The sequence below is a fragment of the Streptomyces sp. NA02950 genome (assembly GCF_013364155.1).
In the GTDB taxonomy this organism is placed as follows: Bacteria; Actinomycetota; Actinomycetes; order Streptomycetales; family Streptomycetaceae; genus Streptomyces.
Genome location: NZ_CP054916.1, coordinates 5,185,239 through 5,204,540, shown reverse-complemented (window position 1 = coordinate 5,204,540; position 19,302 = coordinate 5,185,239). Strand labels below are relative to the sequence as shown.

The 19,302-nt window shown below is 68.8% G+C and carries 20 protein-coding genes and 1 pseudogene; 10 read left to right on the top strand and 11 right to left on the bottom strand.

Going from position 1 to position 19,302, the window contains the following annotated elements:
* Positions 1-185 precede the first annotated feature (185 nt).
* Positions 186-1,403 (top strand): cytochrome P450, encoded by a 1,218-nt coding sequence (locus HUT19_RS22955; RefSeq protein WP_176182261.1) that lies wholly within the window; start codon positions 186-188, stop codon positions 1,401-1,403.
* Positions 1,404-1,446: 43 nt separating this feature from the next.
* Here HUT19_RS22955 and HUT19_RS22950 read toward each other — a convergent pair whose 3' ends face one another.
* Entirely contained in the window at positions 1,447-2,082 is a 636-nt protein-coding gene (locus tag HUT19_RS22950) for a DUF4142 domain-containing protein (protein WP_254885726.1), read from the bottom strand.
* 210 nt (positions 2,083-2,292) lie between these two features.
* Positions 2,293-3,288, bottom strand: a complete 996-nt coding sequence (locus HUT19_RS22945) for an SDR family NAD(P)-dependent oxidoreductase (protein ID WP_176182259.1) — start codon at positions 3,286-3,288, stop codon at positions 2,293-2,295.
* Between the two features lie 87 nt (positions 3,289-3,375).
* Between HUT19_RS22945 and HUT19_RS22940 the strand changes: the two genes are divergently transcribed.
* Complete coding sequence (locus HUT19_RS22940) at positions 3,376-3,813, top strand: MerR family transcriptional regulator (protein WP_176182258.1); 438 nt, start codon at positions 3,376-3,378, stop codon at positions 3,811-3,813.
* A 29-nt stretch (positions 3,814-3,842) separates the two neighbouring features.
* Here HUT19_RS22940 and HUT19_RS22935 read toward each other — a convergent pair whose 3' ends face one another.
* Positions 3,843-4,352 (bottom strand): MarR family winged helix-turn-helix transcriptional regulator, encoded by a 510-nt coding sequence (locus HUT19_RS22935; RefSeq protein WP_176182257.1) that lies wholly within the window; start codon positions 4,350-4,352, stop codon positions 3,843-3,845.
* A 112-nt stretch (positions 4,353-4,464) separates the two neighbouring features.
* Here HUT19_RS22935 and HUT19_RS22930 point away from each other — a divergent pair, with 112 nt between their 5' ends.
* Positions 4,465-4,869: a hypothetical protein gene (locus HUT19_RS22930; protein WP_176182256.1), complete on the top strand. Its 405-nt coding sequence runs from the start codon at positions 4,465-4,467 to the stop codon at positions 4,867-4,869.
* A 6-nt stretch (positions 4,870-4,875) separates the two neighbouring features.
* On the opposite strand, the gene HUT19_RS22925 is transcribed toward HUT19_RS22930, so the two are convergent.
* A complete protein-coding gene (locus tag HUT19_RS22925; RefSeq protein ID WP_176182255.1) occupies positions 4,876-5,070 on the bottom strand; it encodes a hypothetical protein in 195 nt (64 codons plus the stop codon).
* Between the two features lie 45 nt (positions 5,071-5,115).
* On the opposite strand from HUT19_RS22925, the gene HUT19_RS22920 reads away from it, so the two are divergent.
* Positions 5,116-5,955, top strand: coding sequence for an alpha/beta fold hydrolase (locus HUT19_RS22920; protein ID WP_176182254.1), 840 nt, complete (start codon positions 5,116-5,118; stop codon positions 5,953-5,955).
* Positions 5,956-5,992: 37 nt separating this feature from the next.
* Here the strand turns inward: HUT19_RS22920 and HUT19_RS22915 are convergent, their stop codons facing one another.
* The gene (locus HUT19_RS22915) at positions 5,993-7,291 is read right to left on the bottom strand and encodes a phosphatase PAP2 family protein (protein ID WP_176182253.1); all 1,299 of its coding nucleotides are present in this window, start codon (positions 7,289-7,291) and stop codon (positions 5,993-5,995) included.
* A 1,374-nt stretch (positions 7,292-8,665) separates the two neighbouring features.
* On the opposite strand from HUT19_RS22915, the pseudogene HUT19_RS22905 reads away from it, so the two are divergent.
* A pseudogene (locus HUT19_RS22905) lies at positions 8,666-9,187 on the top strand (IS5 family transposase); the annotation flags it as partial.
* 19 nt (positions 9,188-9,206) lie between these two features.
* Here HUT19_RS22905 and HUT19_RS22900 read toward each other — a convergent pair.
* From HUT19_RS22900 to HUT19_RS44010, 6 genes are all read right to left on the bottom strand, one after another.
* Positions 9,207-9,638 (bottom strand): hypothetical protein, encoded by a 432-nt coding sequence (locus HUT19_RS22900; RefSeq protein WP_176182251.1) that lies wholly within the window; start codon positions 9,636-9,638, stop codon positions 9,207-9,209.
* Between the two features lie 32 nt (positions 9,639-9,670).
* Positions 9,671-10,042 (bottom strand): restriction endonuclease fold toxin-2 domain-containing protein, encoded by a 372-nt coding sequence (locus HUT19_RS22895; protein ID WP_254885725.1) that lies wholly within the window; start codon positions 10,040-10,042, stop codon positions 9,671-9,673.
* Between the two features lie 43 nt (positions 10,043-10,085).
* Entirely contained in the window at positions 10,086-11,204 is a 1,119-nt protein-coding gene (locus HUT19_RS22890; RefSeq protein ID WP_176182249.1) for a hypothetical protein, read from the bottom strand.
* Positions 11,205-11,557: 353 nt separating this feature from the next.
* Positions 11,558-12,934: an IS1380 family transposase gene (locus tag HUT19_RS22885; RefSeq protein WP_176178549.1), complete on the bottom strand. Its 1,377-nt coding sequence runs from the start codon at positions 12,932-12,934 to the stop codon at positions 11,558-11,560.
* A gap of 580 nt (positions 12,935-13,514) precedes the next feature.
* A complete protein-coding gene (locus tag HUT19_RS44015; protein ID WP_303332032.1) occupies positions 13,515-13,649 on the bottom strand; it encodes a hypothetical protein in 135 nt (44 codons plus the stop codon).
* Positions 13,650-14,333: 684 nt separating this feature from the next.
* Complete coding sequence (locus HUT19_RS44010; protein WP_303332599.1) at positions 14,334-15,143, bottom strand: transposase; 810 nt, start codon at positions 15,141-15,143, stop codon at positions 14,334-14,336.
* Positions 15,144-15,242: 99 nt separating this feature from the next.
* Here HUT19_RS44010 and HUT19_RS22870 point away from each other — a divergent pair, with 99 nt between their 5' ends.
* From HUT19_RS22870 to HUT19_RS22850, 5 genes are all read left to right on the top strand, one after another.
* Positions 15,243-15,440 (top strand): ferredoxin, encoded by a 198-nt coding sequence (locus HUT19_RS22870; RefSeq protein WP_176182248.1) that lies wholly within the window; start codon positions 15,243-15,245, stop codon positions 15,438-15,440.
* 1 nt (position 15,441) lies between these two features.
* Complete coding sequence (locus tag HUT19_RS22865; protein ID WP_176182247.1) at positions 15,442-16,689, top strand: NAD(P)/FAD-dependent oxidoreductase; 1,248 nt, start codon at positions 15,442-15,444, stop codon at positions 16,687-16,689.
* A 65-nt stretch (positions 16,690-16,754) separates the two neighbouring features.
* The gene (locus tag HUT19_RS22860; RefSeq protein ID WP_176182246.1) at positions 16,755-17,987 is read left to right on the top strand and encodes a cytochrome P450; all 1,233 of its coding nucleotides are present in this window, start codon (positions 16,755-16,757) and stop codon (positions 17,985-17,987) included.
* A complete protein-coding gene (locus HUT19_RS22855; RefSeq protein WP_254885724.1) occupies positions 17,984-18,841 on the top strand; it encodes an SDR family NAD(P)-dependent oxidoreductase in 858 nt (285 codons plus the stop codon). Before HUT19_RS22860 ends, HUT19_RS22855 begins: the two co-directional genes overlap by 4 nt.
* Positions 18,838-19,260 (top strand): carboxymuconolactone decarboxylase family protein, encoded by a 423-nt coding sequence (locus tag HUT19_RS22850; protein WP_217712278.1) that lies wholly within the window; start codon positions 18,838-18,840, stop codon positions 19,258-19,260. The genes HUT19_RS22855 and HUT19_RS22850 overlap by 4 nt, the downstream gene beginning before the upstream one ends.
* The last annotated feature ends 42 nt before the right edge of the window (positions 19,261-19,302 follow it).

Genomic DNA, 19,302 nt, shown 5'->3' with positions numbered 1-19,302 from the left:
GGGCTGCCACCTCTGCCGAATGGCAGAGATCGGGACGGAGTTCGGGGCGGAGGCGGGTGGGGCCGCCGGGGGCCCGCTTCGAAGTCTTTGCATCACATCTGTGCGGAGCGGGGGCCGGGCCTAGGGTCGCGGGGAGGCAGGAGCACCTACCGGACAGCGCCTACCGGACAGCTGAGGGGGACGGCATGGCCGCCACACGGACACTCTCCAAGTACTGGATGCTCACCAACGAGTTCACCCAGAACCCGTATCCGGTGCTGGAGCACGTCCGCGAGGAACGCCCGGTGTGCGAGATCGCGCTGCCCGACGGCGGCCGCGCCTGGGTGGTGACCCGCTACGACGACGCCAAGGCCGCGCTCGCCGACCCCCGCTTCAGCCGCGACATCCATGTTCACTACCAGTTGATGTCCCGCCGCTCGGGACGGACCCTGACCCCTCCCCCCGAGGAGGCCAACCATCTGGCCAACCTCGAACCCCCGCGCCACACCCCGCTGCGCAAGGCCATCAGCTTCGCCTTCACCCCGCGCCGCGCCGAGGCGCTGCGGCCGCGGATCCTGGAGATCGCCGACGAGTTGCTCGACCGGATGGCGGGCCGGACCCGCACCGATCTGATCGCGGGCTACGCCGATCCGCTGCCCGTCATCGTCATCGCCGAGCTGATGGGTGTGCCCGCGGACGCCTGGCCGGACTTCCTGCGCTGGTCACAGGCGCTGCGGACGTTCTCCCCGACCGACACCTCGGGGGTCCTGGACCGCAACATCCAGGATCTGTCCGCGTATATGTCCTCGCTCATCGCGGCGAAGGAGCGCGAGCCGGGTGAGGATCTGCTGTCCTCCCTCATCCACGCCGACGCCGAACGGCGGCTGACCCCCACCGAGATCCTGTCCACCGGCTTCGCCCTGATGACCGGCGGCAACGACACCACCGCCAGCCTCGTCGGCGGGGTCATCGCCGCCCTGCTCACCCACCCGGAGGAGCGGCGGCGGCTGCTCGCCGAACCGGGCCGCTGGGGCGCCGCGATGGACGAACTGATCCGCTACGTCGGCCCGATCAGCAACGCCCTCCAGCGCGTCACCACCGAACCGGTGGAGATCGGCGGGGTCACCATTCCGGCCGACGAGGTGGTCATCATCTCGGTGATGTCCACCAACCGTGACCGGGGCCAGTTCCCCGACCACCCCGACGAACTGGACCTCGACCGCGCCAAACCGGCCCATCTGAGCTTCGGCTTCGGCATCCACTACTGCTCCGGGGCCCATCTCGCCAAGATCATCACGGAGATCGGGGCCCGCCGGCTCTTCGAGCGCTTCCCCGGGGTGCGGCTGGCGGTCCATCCGTCGGAGCTGCGGTACCAGCAGAACGTGGTGGTACGCCCGCTGGAGGCCCTGCCGGTCACCTGGTGAAGCGGCGTCTGCCGGTCACCTGGTGACCGACCGCTCGGGGCGGCTACTTGGACTTGGGGACGGTGGACGCCACATCGTCCAGCACGGCGTCGGTCACCAGACCGGTGTCCTCCAGGACCTCCATGTGGTCGTTCACGGTGTTGTTGGCCTGCGTGGCCAGCCGCCGGATCATGGCGTTCTTGGTGGTGGCGCGGACCTGGCCGATGGTGATGAAGATCTTGCCGTGCGAGGCGCGCAGCAGATCCACGAAGGTCTGGTCGAACTCGCGCCCCTTGGCGGCCTTCATCTGGTCCACCCAGCCCTGCTGCTCGGCACTGGCCTCGTCGGGGAGCGGGACGTTGAGGGCCTTGGCGTCCTCACGAGTGAGCTGGTCCAGCTTGCTGTGGCCGTCCAGCAGATGCATTCCGGCCCGTTTGATCGCCTCGCTCGAGGCCTGGCTCTGGGCCATCCGCCCGGCCGGTATCTCCCACAGCCCGGCCTGCCGGACCTTGACCAGGAAGGTCTTGTCCAGTTCGGTGAGTCCCCCGGACCCGGCGGCCGCCGCTCCGGCGTTCTGCGCCGACGGCAGGTGCCCCGCCACCGAGTCACCTTCGTCCGCGCCATCGCTCTGCGACATCCAGACGGCCACCCCGGCGACGATCGCCACCAGGGCGACCACGGCAGCGAGTACGCGACTCATGGGAAAGGCGGGGCCGTTGCTTCGTGCGTTCCGGGCGTGAGATTTCATCATGCCTCCTGGGGGCACAACGGTCCGTCACTGAGGAGCCGTGGCCGTAGTGCAAGGGACTGCTGTGGACTCCTGGGAATACGCAACACACGAACTTTGCACTGAGCAAGAATCTTTTTCGTCGGTTGTGCTCAAAGCGGGCCCGAAGCGCAGTCGGTTCGCCTACAATCCCCTGCCCGGAAACGTCCGTACCCTCCCAGGGCCACAGAAGGACGGGTCCACACCGGTGAGTTCGGCGGAGAGGCCCCAGAGCCGGGCCGCCGCCTCCGGGTCCACGGCCCACGGTTTGACCCCGCCGACGAGCATGTCGTCGCTCGTGGCGGGCTCCGCGAGATCGCAGTCCTGGCAGTAGACACCGCCGTGGCCGTCGAGCAGCGGTGACGTCGCCGCCCAGACGGCCGTCGCCGCCCCTTGCGACGGCGTCTTGAAGCCCTCGGCGGCGCGGCCGTCGGCGGTGATCCAGCCGAGCGCGGACCACTCCTCACGCGGAACATGGCGCTGGAGCGGGGTGAGGATGCTGCCGGGGTGCACAGCGAAAGCACGTACCCCGGCAGCGGCACCGATCCGGTCCAGGTGCCGGGCGAAGAGGGCGTTCGCGGTCTTGGACTGCGCATAGGCCAGCCAGCGGTCGTAGCCGCCACGGAAGTGGAGGTCGTCCCACCGGATGCCGGAGAGGAAATGGCCCGACGACGCGACGGCCACCACCCGGGCACCGGGGGCGAGGGACGGGCGCAGACGGCCGACGAGAGCGAAGTGTCCGAGGTGGTTGACGGCGAAGTGCGCCTCCCAGCCCGGCCCCACCCGGGTCTCCGGACAAGCCATCACCCCGGCCCCGTTGATGACGATGTCCAGGGTGCGCCCGGTGTCCAGGAAGCGGTCGGCGAAGGACCGTACGCTCTCGAGATCGCCCAGGTCCATCGGCTGCACCTCGCTCCCGGGTACGCCCCGCAGGGCTTCCCCGGCGGTGGCGGTCCGCCGCGCGGGAACGATGACGCGCGCTCCGGCGCGGGTCAGGGCGCGCGTCGTCTCCAGTCCGAGCCCGGAGTACCCACCGGTGACCAGTGCGGTGGTGCCCGTCAGATCGATCCCGGTGAGGACGTCGTCGGCGGTGCTGTGCGCGCCGAATCCGGTACCCAGCCTGCGCTGTTCGTTGATCATGCGAAAGGACGGTAAAAGCTGGACCGCAGGCGAGGTCAAGCGATGGGCCGGATCAAGCGACGGACGGGCTCAAGCTACGGTGCCCCCATGGCGGAGAACACGGGCGGCTTGTCCATCGGCAGGGTTTCCAGGGTGACGGGTATGAGCGTGCACGCGCTGCGGTTCTTCGAGCGCGAGGGCCTGTTCCTGCGGGAGATACCCCGGACCGCGGGCGGACAGCGTACGTACGAACAGGCCGACGTGGACTGGCTCCTGCTGTGCGACCGGTTCCGTGCCTCGGGTATGCCGATCGCCACGATCAGGCAGTTCGCCGCCCTCGTCCGCGCCGGAGGGGGCAATGAGCCCGAGCGTCTGGCCCTGCTGCGGGAACACGAACGTCATGTCCAGTCCAAGATCGCGGCCCTCACCGCCTGCCTGGACATCATCCGCACCAAGGTCGTGACCTACGAACGGCACCTGGATGAGGGAACCGCCGCGGGGTTGTGGTCCCCCGCGCCGCCGGACGGGACGACGGACGACCGATGACCTCGCGGGACGGGTCCGCGGCCGCACCCTCACCAACCGGCGACCTGCCGCCGCGCCCCCCGCCCGTCGCCCGACGGCCCGCCCGAGGGCTCGCCACCGGCCTTGGTGAACGCCTGCAACGCCTCGATCAGTCCACGCCGCTGTCCCACCGGCATGGCCTCCACGATCCCCGCGAGCTCACCCTTCCGCCGCTCGGTGACCTCCTCCACCGTCCGCCGCCCTGCATCGGTCAGCGAGATCACACTCGCCCGCCGGTCCACGGCCGAGACACCGCGGGCCACCACACCGGCCGCCACCAGCCGATCGATCATCCGCATCGCCGTGGACGGCTGCACCCCCAACTCCTCGGCCAGCCGGGACAGCGTGAGCGGCCCGCTGTTGTCCAGCGCCACCAGCATCCGGAACTGCGGCAGCGTCAGCGTCTCCTCCACCGCCGCCAAGGACCGCGCCGAGACGGCGAGCAGCAGACGGGAGGCGATCAACAAGGCGTGGACCATCGCCTCGACATCGGACTCGGGAACGGGCGAACTCGTCGGCATGATTCCCTTTCTACCGTGGACCCCGCCGGAAATACGGTGGCCTGCCGAATCGGACTGTGCCACCCTGCGCGCATGACACCCACGCCCCGCACACCGGACCAGCCCGGGAGCCATGCCGCGTAAATCACCGGCAGCGGTACGGGCCGCCCTCCCCCGTCACCCGCGCAGAGGCGAGCGCTCCTCGGTCATCGACGGTGTGTCCGCGGCGACGCTGGGCGAGACCCACCGCCTGGAGCGCGCCCGCGGCAACCCCGGCGAGGTCGCCCGGGACCTGGCCGGGTGGAAACGCCAGGCGGCGGAGGCGAACCGGCGGGGCGGCACCGGCCCCTCCACCCTGTGTCCGTGCTGTGAGCCGGAACCCGAGGGCCGCCGGGGCCTGGAGCGCGTGCTCCACTCCCTCTCCCGCCGCGCCCGCCGCGAACTCGCGGCGGTGGTAGGGGCGGTGGACCGCCGGGTGCTCGCCACGACGTACGGGGCCCCGCCGGACGTCCCCGGCTGGTGGGAGCACCGCGTCTGACCACGCTCAGATCGGCCGGTACATACCCGGCTCGTCACCAGGTGGCAGCCCCCGGCTGATGTTGACGTAGACCGTCCCGTAGGGAGTGGGCGTCCGCCACGCCTCCCACTGATCGAGTTCATCCGCGCAGAACCGCTTCAACAGCCCGAGAAACAGCTCGAATTCGCCGTCCGACAGCGGCCCGTCACCGATCGCTTCCATTCTCCGCAGCCTATCCAGCCGCGTACCTCCCGAAAGGCCCCGCCCATGCCCGCCTTCACCGCACCCGACGGCACCGAACTCGCCTATGACGTCCTCGGAGAGGGATCCCCGCTGATCGTCATCCCCGGCGGCCCGATGCAGGACCCCGCCTACCTGGGCGACCTCGGCGGTCTCTCCGCCCACCACCGCCTGATCAAGCTGCACCTCCGCGGAACGGGCCGCTCGGCCGCCCCGCGGGACCCCGCCACCTACCGCTGCGACCGGCTCATCCCCGACGTGGAAGCCCTCCGCGCCCACCTCGGCCTCGACCGCGCCGACCTGCTCGCCCACTCCGGCGGCACCAATCTGGCCCTCCGCTACGCGGAGGGCCACCCGGACCGCATCCGCAGACTGGCTCTGATCACTCCGAGCCCCATGGCGCCCGGCATCACGATCACCGCCGACGACCGCCACGCGACGGCCCTGCTCCGCCAGGACGAACCGTGGTTCCCGACGGCCTTCGCGGCCCTGGAAGCGATCGTCTCCGGCCGTTCCACCCCTGACTCCTGGCAGGCCATCGCGCCCTTCCGCTACGGCCACTGGGACGCCACCGCCCAGGCCCACCAGGCCGCCGAGGCCACCCAGCGCAACAACGAGGCCGCCGCCGTCTACGTCTCCGAGGGCGCCTTCGCCCCCGACGCCACCCGCACCGCCCTCGCCGGCTTCCACCAGCCGGTGCTGCTCCTCGCCGGAGAGTTCGACCTGAACTCCCCGCCCCCGGCCGTGGCCGCTCTGGCCGACCTCCTCCCCGCCCCCCACTTCACGACCCAGACCGGCGCCGGCCACTTCCCCTGGCTCGACGACCCCAGCCGCTTCGTGTCGACCACGACGGCGTTCCTGATCTGACCGCCGAACCGCCGGGGGCCACCGGGGACCGCCTGCCTCAGACCAGCTCGGGTTGCGGCTCCGGCAGCGGCGCCGGTACGGCCTTCCCTTCCCACAGTTTGGTGGTCCGTGCGTAGCGATGGACCACCGAGCCCATCGCCAGCAGGAGAAGGGGCCCGAACACCCACGGATGCTTTGCCATCTCCACCGGCAGACAGCGATACGCCACCAGAAGCGCGGCGAAAACCGTCGCGCCATGAGCGACCAGCTGAATTCCTGACCGGTCCCAGCCATACGCGAGCGAACGCAGCGCCGCCTCGATCGTGAGCGCGAACACCACCCCGGCAAGGAGATCCACGCCGTAGTGGTAGCCGAAGCCCAGCGTTGCGCCGAGCGTGGCAACCAGCCAGAACGCGCCGGCGAAGCGCAGTATCCGTGGGCCCTTGCGGGAATGAATGAAGATCGCGGTAGCCCACGCCGTGTGCAGGCTGGGCATGCAGTTGCGAGGGGTGATCTGGTCGTACGGCATCGGGTGCGGGACAGCGATCGGCGGCGGCGTATGCGGCCACAGGTTGGCCACCGCCCATTCCACGCCGCCGGTGCCGGTGGCGCCCGGACCGTAGGCGAAGATCGGTCCGACCACCGGGAAGATCATGTAGATGCCCGGCCCGACGAGGCCGATCACCAGAAAGGTGCGCACCAGATGATGGCGCGGGAACCGGCGCTCGACCGCCACGTGACGCAGCTGGTAGATTGTGACGATGACCGCGGCCACCGCAAGCTGAATGTAGACGTAGTCGAGAACATGGCTGCCGATCGGGCCGGTGGCCTTGACGATCCGGCCCACCAGCCACGACGGGTCGCCCAGCGCGTGATCGGCGGTTGCCAGGTACTGGTCGAGCACCGCCGGGCGGGTCTTGGACGTGATGAGCAGCCAGGTATCGCCCGTCTTGCGGCCGGCCACCAGCAGCAGACCCAGCCCGACGCCCTTCAGCAGCAGCGCACGTTCCCGGCCGGTGCGGCGCGTGACAGCGATGACCGCACAGCCCAACATCACCCACAACGCGCCGTTTCCGAAGGGGTGGCCTTCGGTCACCTTGACGTCGAGCACCCACCGCACCAGCACGAAGACGACGTCGATGCCGATCGCGACACCAGTCGCGATGAATCGTTCCCGCCAGGTCAGCACCACCATCATCAACGCCATACCGGCGTACAACAGGAACCCCGACTTGGGCGCGAGGACCACCTCTTGCGCCTGGGTGGTGATCGGCCCCGGCAGACCGTACCGACGCGCGGCGAGCTCCAGCGCGATGAAGAACCCGAGGGCCACCACACCCGCCGCGGCCCACAGCATCGCCCGTGGTTGACGCCACGCGGCGAACCCAATTGTGCGGCTTATTCGCGAAAACATCCGCGATGCTATAGATATCAATTGTCTGGCCGATTTGTTGGACGTTGATTAACCAAGTCACGCTTTGTGCTGGACAGCATGGTTTTCCGGTGAAGGACGAGCGATGAGGGCGATCATCGTGAGTTTGAACATGCTATCCGAGCGGTGCGAGTGGGTTCGCTGGTCATGAGTGGTGCGAAGATCACCCCATCCTGCGCTCGAGGAAAGCCCGTGGGGAAGCGAGGGGATGAGGACGAGCCGGTCAGGGAGGAGACGAACTCGAACGCCGTCGGGGCAGGGGCGCGGCTCCGGATGCGGATGCGGACAGGCCATCACAGCGTCCTCGAACCGAGGGAAGCGCCACGGCCGTACCGGCGCGACGTCCCGCGTGCCCCCCGCGGCGATGTCTCGCAGCTTCCCCGTACGCGGGCCATCCGGCCCGCGATACGCCACGGGCCGGTGCCCCGTCCAGCACCAGAACAGCGCTGCCCCCCAGCGCCCACACATCGGACGCGGCCGTGGCACGGACGTGCCCGGTCTCGGGGGTGTCCAGCAGGGCCCGGGCGATCTCCGGGGCGGTCGTGCGCGTGAGAGCGCCTCGGTACGGGACCCGACCGGTCTCCAGATCAGGCAGACCGGCTGCCACCGGACCGTGCACCGGCGCGTAGTCGATCAGGACAGCCGAGCCGTGCGTTCGTGGGCTGGATGTCGGCGTGGGCCCACCCGACAGCGTGAAGGGCCGCCGCCGCGGTGGCCATGGACCGCGCGCAGGCGGCTACGACCTCGCGCGCACGGGGAGTGTCCTGGTGACGGGCTGGAGCCAAGGCGTCCCATCAGGTCCCCCGGCGCCCACCGCACCGCCATCCAGCGCCCCTCCTCCATGCCCCCGCACCGACCGGGTAGTCGGCCTGGATGGCACCAAGGCGATCAAGCTCAGCGATGACCCGGATCTCACGGTCGAGCTCGGCACGCTTGTCCCGTCGCGCCGCGCCACCGCCATGGCCGTTGACCTTCAGGCCATCGCGGGCTAACAGCTCGTTACGGAATGAGCCGTTCGTGGCTGGTCGAGTTTCCGACCCGGTCCCTCTGCTCTTTGGGCCGCAAGCTACCCATCGCCAAATGTTGGCCACCGATCCTGGGTAGGCTGCGCGGAGAGTCCTTCAGGGGGGCGTTATGACGAAGGTCACTATCAGCCTGGACAGCGATCTGGCGATCGAGGTGATGCTGCTGGCCGGTACGAGGAGTCCGCAGGACGCTGTCGAGTTGATCGTCCGAGACTACCTGGCGCGGGGTCGCCGCACCGAGGCTCGTACCGGAGACGCCGCCGACCAGGATCGCCTCTCTGACCGGCGGTCGGCGCCGGAAGAGGGCCGATGAGCGCTTCAGAATGAGTTCAGGGCGCTCAAAAGGGGGTCTCACTCCGGACCTTCACCGGTCGACCGCAGCCGTCCCGGCACCAAACACCATGTGATCGTCGACCGGCACAGCACTCCGCTCGCCATCTCGCTGACCGGCGGAAACCGGCATGGCGTGACCCTGTTCGCGCCCTCCTTGACGCAAGCCCGCACATCCGCGGACGACGCGGCCGCCCCGCCACCGGCCCAAACGCCTTTTCGCTGACCGCGGCTACGACTTCTCAAGCACCGTCGCGCGCTGTACGCCCGCGGCATCACGCCGAAGATCGCCCGTCGCGGCGCCCCGCACGCTCCGGCCTGGGCAAGACCCGATGGGTCGTCGAGCGCAGGTTCGCGTGGCTGCACCGGTTCAAACGCCCGTATCCGCTACGAGATACGTACCGACCTGCACCAGGGCCTACTCGAACTCGTCTGCGCCATCATCTGCTTGAGGCGACTACGCGCCGCATTCTCGAAGGGAGGGCCTAGAGTGTCTGCTCCAGGTGTGCCAGGAAGATTGCGATCAGGCGTGGGCGCGGGACATCGGGTACGGGAGCGTCAGGCAGACCCTCTTCCAGTCCCCATTCAGTATTGAACGTCATCGCCATCCCATCCGGAACGATATTCTCCCGAAGCCAGTTCACGAAGGCCGCAGCCGTAGGCGCGGGACAGTCATCGATGGCCACACCTTCCGGTGACAGTCTCGCAATGCCCTCGAGCTTCTCGTCCCCGAGCGTGATACCGAAGTACATTTTGGTCCCCCGAATCGACTCGCCGAGTTCGAGGTCGACGAACTCGTCAGGGCCCCGTTCACGCAGCTTGGCTTCCAGGTCCTGGTACGTGAGGCCCCAAGTTTCGCCCTCCATTGGCGTGAAGATGTACATGGTGCGGAGGGCAGCCAGTTCGGAGGCGTCCACGTGATGACTCCATTGTGTTGCATCGATGTTGGTCAGGGGACATAGCGCGCATAGCCTTTGACACCGTACGCCGCCATCATCACGCGCCAGTATGCTACTGAGTCCGCGTTGTTTGTGACTGTCTCCACGCCCCGCATCTCAGTGTTCCGGGGGTCTTTGAGCGCTGCGGCGTACTTTTTGAGTTCCCTTTCGTCCTTGTCGTAGAGGAAATCCTTCTTGTGCGTTTGATGGTTTTGACGCAGTTCATCGAGGGTGCGATAGCACTCCTTCTTCCCGTTGTTGACGTACTTGGCTTCGATGGCCATACCGTCGCTTTCGCGGAAGCCGTCGACCATCAGCGTGTTGTTCTGGCTTTTGACGACGCCAGGCGGGATCGGCACCTCGTACTCAGGGTATCCGGCCACGCGCTTCTGGTAGGCGACCTCGGGGGGCTTACCACCAGATACGTCACCCGCACGCAAGGAGTTCAGCCAAGTGCGGAATTTCCGCTGCTGGCCAAGGTTGAGGAGGGGAAAACGGGGATCCGGTGGTACCGGGGGTGGGATTGGGGGGAATTCGCGGCCCAGTCGGTACCCGGTAGCCGGCCGGGACCAGGGCGGGGACCCGAATGAGCGGAGCAAGAGGGATTGGCAGCCCCGGCAGCGAATCGCCATCAGGTTGCGGCACGGGGACACGCGCTCTGGAACTGTCCAGCGCACGCGGAATTTTCCCGAGCGCTGCTATGTGGGTGTCAGACGCGACGAGTTCATGGAGGCCGCCATCGGTTCCGTTGCCGCCGAGCCCGGGGCTCAACTCAGGCCCACGGAAGGGCTCATTCTCATCCCAAGGTATCTGTTCGAGGGCTGTGTCGATATGGTCCGCGTAAGCATCGCATGCGGAAGCAAGCATCTTGCAGGCTGATGGCAGATTAGCCATGAGGGTCTCATCCTCGCCCACTACGGACGGAGGGGCAGTCTTGCCGACGAACGTTTTGAAGAAGCTATGAGCTGCGTCCGCAGTTTCGCCGGCCTGATCAAGGGTGGCCGTCTTCCAGGCAGTGTCGGAGTCCCAGTAGGCATCCTCGAGGATCTTCGCGGCAGAACGCCAACTCTTGGCGACCTTACGGAGCTTGTCACGCTGTCCACGAAACCGTTGATGATGCAGCCACTTCTGGGACCAGCTTGTCTCACCCACAACGTCCGGTAGATCCTCGGCGTTGTGACTGGACCGCGGTGTGCAGTCCGGTCCGGAGGGCTGCGAACCGAAGTCAGCGGCTCCAGGGCTCTGGTCGAGCAGTGAGGCCGCAACTTTGCTGTCCTGCCTGAGGAATTGCTCAGCAGCAAGCAGCAGCGTTCCCGCACCCGTAGCCATGACCTGATGAGCGCTGCCAGCCTTCTCGAAGACCATCTTCACTGCCGGTGTGTACACGGCAGCGAACGCCCGACCGGCGTCATCATCACCGGCCATGCCGCCGTTCTTTTCGAGGTCGACGAAAAGTTGGTCGACCATCTCGTAGATCAAGTCTCGTAAGCCCAGCAATGACCACGAGGCATTGACAAAGTTTCCGGCCTGATGCTGAAGATTCAACCTCTCCCCCTGTGTGACGCTCCAGCCACCGCATGCAACGTACATGCTGCGCGGTTTCACGGAGGTGGAGCAGCCTCTTTTAAGCCCTCTGCACGCGCATCTGGCTCCTGCGACCGGCATATCGCCGTCCCGAGCCTGCCATGCCCCACGGCGTCGGTGAAGCCCAACTCCTCCATGAATTCCCCCATTAGCCTCGATCGTTCATGAGGGGTCGTCAGTTTGCTGGCGGACTCTTTGTGGTGGGGGTTTCGGCGTCTGGGCAGGCTGACGGCCCGGTTGTCGCGTCGGGTGGGCGCCGGGTTCCACGGCTCCGGTCGGGGGTGGTGCTGCTCGCAGGGACGGGAACGTGCCGGTCAGCCGGGGTTCGGGAGGACGCGGAGCCGGTCCAGGGCATCGCTGATCACGTCGGCCCAGGGCCAGTGCCTGGCCAGGCGGAGGTAGCGGCGGCGGCCGGTGGTGATGAGCTGCGCGGCGGCGGAGAACAGCCGAAGCCGAAGGCGGCGGGGCTCCCACAGGCGGGCCTTGCCGGTGAGAGCGAGCAGGGGCATCCAGGCCAGCAGGTCCAGGGCGATCTGGACGATCTCCAGCCAGATCTGGTTCTGTGCGGCGCCATGGTGGGGAAGGTTGCGCAGGCCGGTGGCGCGGGCGGCGCGGATGCGGTCCTCAGCACGGGCACGCTGGCGGTGGCGCAGTTCAAGGGCGGCGATCGCCTCGCCCGCTGTGTTGGTGGCAAAGCAGGTCAACCGCATGCCGTCGGCGTCGGTGAAGCGCAACTGGGCACCGGGGTGCGGCCGTTCCTTCCGCACGATCAGCCGCAGCCCGTTGGGCCAGCCGGTCAGGCAGTCGCCGCCGAGTTCGGCAACCCAGGCGCCGTCGCGGATGTCGCCGTCGGGTTCGACGGCCGGTGTCCAGGCCGAGGCCGGGACCTTCAGGACGGCCTGGTGGATGGCGTCGGTGATGGTCATGCCGACCGAGTACGACAGCCACCTTCCGCGCCGGGCGAGCCAGGCGACGAACTCGTGGGTGCCTCCGCCGGAGTCGGTACGGATCAGCGTCTGCCGGCCGCGCCGGAGCCGTTTCGGCAACTGGGCCAGGGCCAGTCTGGTGGCCTCGATGTGGTCGGCGGCGGTGTTGGAGCCCGCGTTGCCGGGCCGCAGCAGGCCCACGACCGGCTCGCCGGACCCGCTGCGGCCGTGGTCGACGAATCCCATCAGCGGGTGGTGGCCGAACGTCTTCTTCCAGGTCGCGGCTGCGTCCTGCTTCTCGGAGTGGGCCAGGACGAGGACGCCGTCGATGTCCACGATCACCTGCCCGCCCGTGTCCGGCGCTGCTTCACCGGCCAACCGCCATACGCGTTCGCGTACTTCAGCACGGGCGGTGCGCAGTGCTGCCAGGACCCGCTGTCCGCCCGACGCCAGCGTGTTGATCAGCCGGGAGACCGTGGGGTCGGAGGCTACCGGCCCGAACACGGCCGGCTCAGCCCGCAGCAAGCCCACGTCGGCCAGGCAGTCCCCGCCGAGTGCCACCGCGAGCGCGACATCCAGCAGGATCTTGCCCGGATCGTGCACCGCCCGGGCCTTCCGCCACGGCTCAAGCGCCGCCGATATCGCCGTGTCGAGACCGGACTTGCGGATCGTCTCGACCAGCAGCACGGCCCCGGCCTGCGAGACGACCCCACGACCGCCGCCCTCGACGCGGACACGCGGGTAGGACCCGATACGCTTCTTCACCTGGAAAGTGCCTCCGGCGGTGGCGGGAACAAGGACCTCAGCAATCCTCATTCTCGCTGGTCAGAGGCACTTTCTGCTTTCTTGATCACCAGTCGGACAGCCCGCCTCGTGAAAGCGCGAGGTTAGAGGCGCTCGCACACGCTGAACATCAGGCTGCGGCCACGGGGGATGCGCAGACTCCATCGTCCCCTGGACCCGTGCAGCTACTGCCCGCTTCACGCGGCGGGCGAGTCGTGGGAGCGCAAAGACCGGACTACTCCTCAAACCGTGGCAGGGGTGGGTAGTCAGGTTGAGAGCTCTGTTCAGGACCCCGGGCCGATGGCACCGGGGATGTCGTCATGCCCTCATTCGAGGACTCCCCCCTCCAGCCGGGGCGCATCGATCAGGCTCAACGCGAAGGCTCGTGGTGATGCGAGACGGACGGCGGCCGACGGTCCGTTGGTCACCCGCCCGGATAGTGGCGCGCTATGGGCAAGCGGCCGACCGAGAGCGTTGGGGCGATGTCCTGCCCGGTCTGGGTGCGGGCATGGTCAGGGGGCCGTACGCTCGTTGGGACTCGGGCAGGCTTTGGACCGTTGGTTCACTCGCCCGGAGCGAGGATGACCGCCTTCTCCTCAACTCCTCGGTGAAGGGCCCATTGCTGGGCGGCTTCGGCCATGTCGTGGAGCCAGTTCGCGTCCGGGAACCGCTCCGCCTGGCCTCGGCTCATACGCACGGTGGCGACAGTGAACGCGTCGATCGCGGCGGGATTCGCCGTCGCCCACCCCTTTGCACTCGGCCGCCCACGCTTCAGCCCGTTCCGCTGTGTGTCCGGCTGCGATCAGTTGGACCACGAGACACGCGGGGTCGATGAAGGCAGCGCCCACGGTGGGCCACGACCAGTCCACGATCGACGTCCGCCGCGCGCCGATCATCAAGTTGTCGGGGTTGACATCGGTGAACAGCAGGGCGTCGCCCAGGAAATGAACCCTGTCCCCCTCATCGGCGAACCGGTCCCACCGCGTCTCCCCCTCACCCGGCGCACCACGAGCTCCCCGAGGCTGTCGAGGACACCTACGACCGCGGGGAGGTCGGGTGAGCCGGGTGTGAAGTCCGCGGAGCGTCCGTCCACGGGCTCGAAGCCGAGCACGATCCAGTCGTCACCCTCGACATGCCACCGCAACGTCGGCGAGAGAGCCCGCACCGACGGATTGACCAGCCGCTCCCGGACGATCGAGGCCCGGCGGCCCCCAGGCCGGTTGCGGCACGCCTTGACGAAGAATGATCCCCGCTCTCCCAAAACCAAAGCTGTGACATCGGCCCCTTTGCCGCGCGAGGTGGGCCGGACCTCGTACTGCTCGCCCGTGTGCGGACGGATCAACGCCCACAGAGCCTCGACCCTCCGGTGGCACAGTGTGCATCAGCTCCTCGGGCTGCACGAACTGCTGGGGTACTCCAGCACCTCAGAGTGTCTTGGAGTGCGTCGAGGATCTGGTAGAGGGTGAGCCCTGCCCGGGGGAGGTCTAGACAATAAGCAGCGCCCGGTCTGTGACCCGGGCCTTTGCCGTGGAGCGGGTGACGAGCATCGAACTCGCGCTCTGAGCTTGGGAATCAATGGCGCCTGCCATAGCTGCATGTCGCTGACCTGGTGAAATGCTGCGGCAGAGGCTTTGGATAGCGGCATGGCCGCACCGCCGTTGACCGCTGTTTGCCGTTCCGGAGGGCACGGATGGGGCACGACGGTTGTCGAAGGCGCGGATGTTCGCCGCCTTCGCCTGGTGGTGGCCCTCTGTGCGTGTGAGCCGTCCACGGGTGAAGCCTGGCCTTGCACGCGCAATCGAAGATACTGCGCCACTGTGTAGTCCTCGTCGCCTGCGACCCGGCCCACGAGGTGCCCAGCGTCAAGGAACCGGCCGATCATGCGGGCGGCCAGCTCCGGCTTGGTCGCGAAGACGGTGTCCTCGCCCAGGCCCGCGGCCCGGCAGCGGTCCGGGTCGCACGTCCACGAGCGCGCGATGTACAGCTCACGGTCCACCGCCGCGTGCCCGCGGCAGCCCGCGTAGACGAGGTAAACCGCAACCTGCGCGTTTTCGATCCTCCCGGCGGTGCCGGTGTACTGGCGCCGGGCACCGACGGTGTGCGTGCCCTTCTTCACGTCCCCGGTCTCGTCGATCACCAGCACCGCATCCGCGCAATGCCGAAGTGGGCGTTCCGTATGCCGCTTCACGATCTCTTGCCCACTCTAACCCGACAGTCGTAAGGTTACGCGTGTCAGGTCATGCGGGGGAGATGGAAAGGCCTGCACTGTGCTCAAGGGAAAGGCAGTTGGGTGAAGATCACGGTCGATGAAGAGAAATGCTGCGCTGCCGGGCAGTGCGTGCTTGTGGCCCCGGAGGTGTTCGATCAGCGGGACGAGGACGGCATCGTGGTGCTGCTCGACCCGGAGCCCGGGACAGCGCAGGAAGCCGCCGCGCGAGAGGCCGCGCAGGTGTGTCCGGCTGCCGCAATTCTGATCGAGAAGGGCTGAGGTGACAGCCGCCCCGCAACCGCGGCGGCTCGTCGTGGTCGGCGCGTCGGCCACGGGCTTGGCGGTGGTGGAGGAGGTGCGGCGGCGCGGGTTCACCGGTGAGGTGACCTTGATCGGTGACGAGCCGGGGCTGCCGTACGACCGTCCACCCCTGTCGAAGCAGCTGCTGGCAGGTGAATGGGAGACGGACCGGTTGCTGCTGCGGCCGGGTGAGCAATGGGAAGCGCTCGGTGTCACACACCTGCCGGGCACGGCGGCCGTGGGGCTGGACACGCAGGCCCGCCTGGTGCGTCTGGCCGACGGCACCACGCGCGAGTACGACGCACTGGTGATCGCCACCGGAGCGGTTGCAATGCATCCCGTCTCGCTGGGCGTCGGCCTGGCCGGCAGCCAGGTGCTGCGCAACCTCCCGGACGCGCTCCGTCTTCGTGACGCGCTCACCCAAGGCAGTCGGCTGGCTGTGGTCGGCGCCGGATTCGTCGGGGCCGAGGCGGCGGCCGTCGCTCGAGGCATGGGCGTGCCGGTGACGATGGTCGACCCGCTGGCGCTCCCCATGGTCGGCGTGCTGGGCGAGGAGGTGGCGCAGATGCTCGCCGAACGCCATCGCGCCGCCGGAGTGGACCTGCGGTGCGGTGTCGGCGTCACCGAGGTGCTCTCCGAGGCCGGCCGTACCACGGGGGTGGCCCTGGACGACGGCAGCGTCGTCGACGCGACGAACGTGCTGGTCGCCGTCGGCGCTCGCCCGGCCGTGGGCTGGCTCGCCGACTCTGGTGTGCCGCTCGGCGATCGGACGCGCGACGGCGTCGAAGGCGTGCTGTGCGACAAGGCCGGGCGAGCGGGCGAGGGCATCTGGGCCGCGGGTGACGTGGCGGCCTGGTTCGACCCGGCGAGCGGACGCCATCGGCGCAGCGAGCACCGGCTCGCCGCGACGGAGGAGGGTCGAGCCGTCGCAGCCGCCCTGCTGGGCGCGGAGCCCCCGGCGCCCTCACTGCCGTACTTCTGGTCCGACCAGTACGACCTGAAGCTCCAGTCCTACGGCACCACCGGCCGGGACATGGCCTTCACGGTCGTGGAGGGCTCGCTCTCCGAGGGCAGATTCATCGGCGTCTACGGCCATCGCGACAGCGACGGCCGGCCGAGCACCGTGGACGGCGTGCTCGGCAACGGCATGGCCCGCTCCCTGCGCACCTGGCGGCAGGCCGTCCTGGACCGGGCCGCATGGCCCGCAGCTGCTCCGTCCGCCGCATAGGCGTCGGCGGACCGCGCACCCCCAACTCACCCAGAACAGAGACGTTCGAAAGAAGGCAAGGCGACATGACCACCTCCGCACCCCCCACCCCGGCACCCGAGAGCGAAGCACCCTTCTTCCCGGCCGCGCGGACCTGTCCCTTCAGCGCGCCGCCGCAGCACGCCGAGTTCCGTGAGGCCGGCGGCCTGCACAAGGTCACCATCTGGGACGGCTCGCAGCACTGGCTCGCCACCCGGCACGACGACGTCCGTGCCGTCCTGGGCAGCCAGTCCTTCAGCGCCGACGTGCGCCACCCCAAGTACCCACTCGACTGGTCCACCCAGCGCGAGGAGCAGGGCGGCCTCTTCCTGCGCCTCGACGACCCCGAGCACGCCCGGCTGCGGCAGATGCTCACCCGGGAGTTCAGCGTCAAGCGCACTCGGGCCATGCGCGACGAGCTCCTGCGGATCACGGACGAGCTGATCGACAAGATACTCGCCAAGGACAGTCCCATCGACTTCGTCCAGGAGTTCGCGCTCGCCCTGCCGTCCCGGGCCATCTGCCTCGTCCTGGGCGTCCCCTACGAGGATCGTGAGGTCTTCCAGAAGCACGCGGACCTCGGCGCCGACCTGACGGCCACGCATGAGGAGCGCGTCCAGGGACAGCTGGAGGCGATCGCATACTACACGGATCTCATCGAGCGCAAGCGCCGCGAGCCCGGCGACGACATGATCAGCCGTCTCCTCGCGGACCACTCCGGTCCGGATGGATTCCCGCCCGAGACCATGCCCGGTCTGGTCGCGATCCTGACCGGAGCAGGACACGAGACCACCGCGAACATGCTGGGTCTGGGCCTGACCGCACTTCTCGTCAACCCCGACCAGCGCGAACGGCTGATCGCCCACCCGGAGCTGGCGGCCAGCACCGTGGAGGAGATGCTGCGCTACTGGAGCATCGTCGCCGTCAACCCGCGCCGTGTCGCTCTCGAAGACGTGGAGATCGGCGGGCAGCTGGTCCGCGAGGGTGAGGGCGTCATCGTCTCGTTGGTCGCCGGCAACCATGACCCGCGCGTCTTCGACACGGACGAGTGCCCCGCCGACCGGCTCGACATCGGCCGCAACCCCCGCAACCACGTCGCCTTCGGCTTCGGCACCCACCAGTGCCTGGGCCAGAACCTTGCCCGCGTCGAGATGGAGGTGGCCTGGCCCCGCCTCTTCGAACGGATCCCCGGGCTGCGGCTGGCCGTCGCCGAGGACGAGTTGGACTTCAAGAGCGAGACCGCCGTGTACGGCCTGAAGTCCTTGCCGGTGACCTGGTGAGCGCCGGCGCGTTCACCGTCGGGGGCTACCTCGACGGCCGTGGCAGGCGTATGGAGGGCACGGCGGCGCTGATCACTGGTGCCGGCAGCAGCGGAGACTTCCTCGGCACGGGAGCCGCGACCGCCCTGCTGCTCGCCGCGCAGGGCGCCACCGTCGGGATTCTCGACGTCGGTGAGGAGCGCGCCGCGCGCACGCGCACGCGTATCGAGGAGGCCGGCGGCAAGGCCGTCACGCTGGTGGCCGACGTCACCGACGAGGACGCCGTCGGTAACGCCGTGGACTCCTTCGCGTTCACGGCGGGCCGGCTCGACGCGGTCGTCAACAACGCGGCCGTCACCCCCAAGGGGGACATCAAGACGGCGACCCGCGCCGACTGGGACCGGGTCTTCGCGGTCAACGCGACCGCCCCCATGCTGGTGGCCCGCGCCGCCTACCCGCATCTCGTCCGCAGCGGTGGGGGCTCGATCGTCAATGTCTCTTCCATCGCCGGCCTGCGCGGCTTCGGCACCGGCGCCTACGGCCCCAGCAAGGGCGCCCTGCAGTCCCTGACCGTCGACCTCGCCCACGCCTGGGGACCGGACAACATCCGCGTCAACTGCCTGGTCCCCGGGCACCTGTACACCCCCATGGGGGACCAGGGCGGCGCCGAGGGCCGGGAGATGCGCCGCAAGGCCAACCTGCTGGGACTGGAGGGCACCGCCTGGGACCTGGCCTGGGCCGCGCTCTTCATGGCCGGCCCGGAGTCACGCTGGATCACCGGCACGGTGCTCCCCGTGGACGCCGGGACCACCACCGCAACCGGCCTGGGCATGTTGTCCCGCCTGACCGCGCCCGAAAACGGAGAACAGCCATGAGCTCGACCGAAGACGTCGAGGCCGCCGGCGCACGACGCACGGCGAGTGCGCGCCGAACGGCGGGGGAGCAGGTCGTGGAGGAGATGCTGGGCGCGGCCTTCCTGACCGCGAACATGCAGGCCGCGCCCGACGGAGACGGCCCCGTGCCCAGCATGGGCCGACTGGCCCTGGAGCACGTCTTCGGGGACATCTGGACCCGTCCGGGGCTCGCCCGGCGCGACCGCAGCCTGATCACCCTCGGAGTCCTGATGGCTCAGGGACATCAGACAGAGATCAGCAACCACGTCGTGGCAGGCCGGGCCAACGGACTCAGCCCCGAGGAGATCCTGGAAGCCGTACTCCACACCGTCCCGTACATCGGATACCCAGCAGCCGGCCAGGCAATGGCCACGGCCACGCGTGCCCTCGGCCAGGCGTAGCCCCCTTCGGGGAGGTTGGCCGGGCCCGGCCAACCTCCCCGA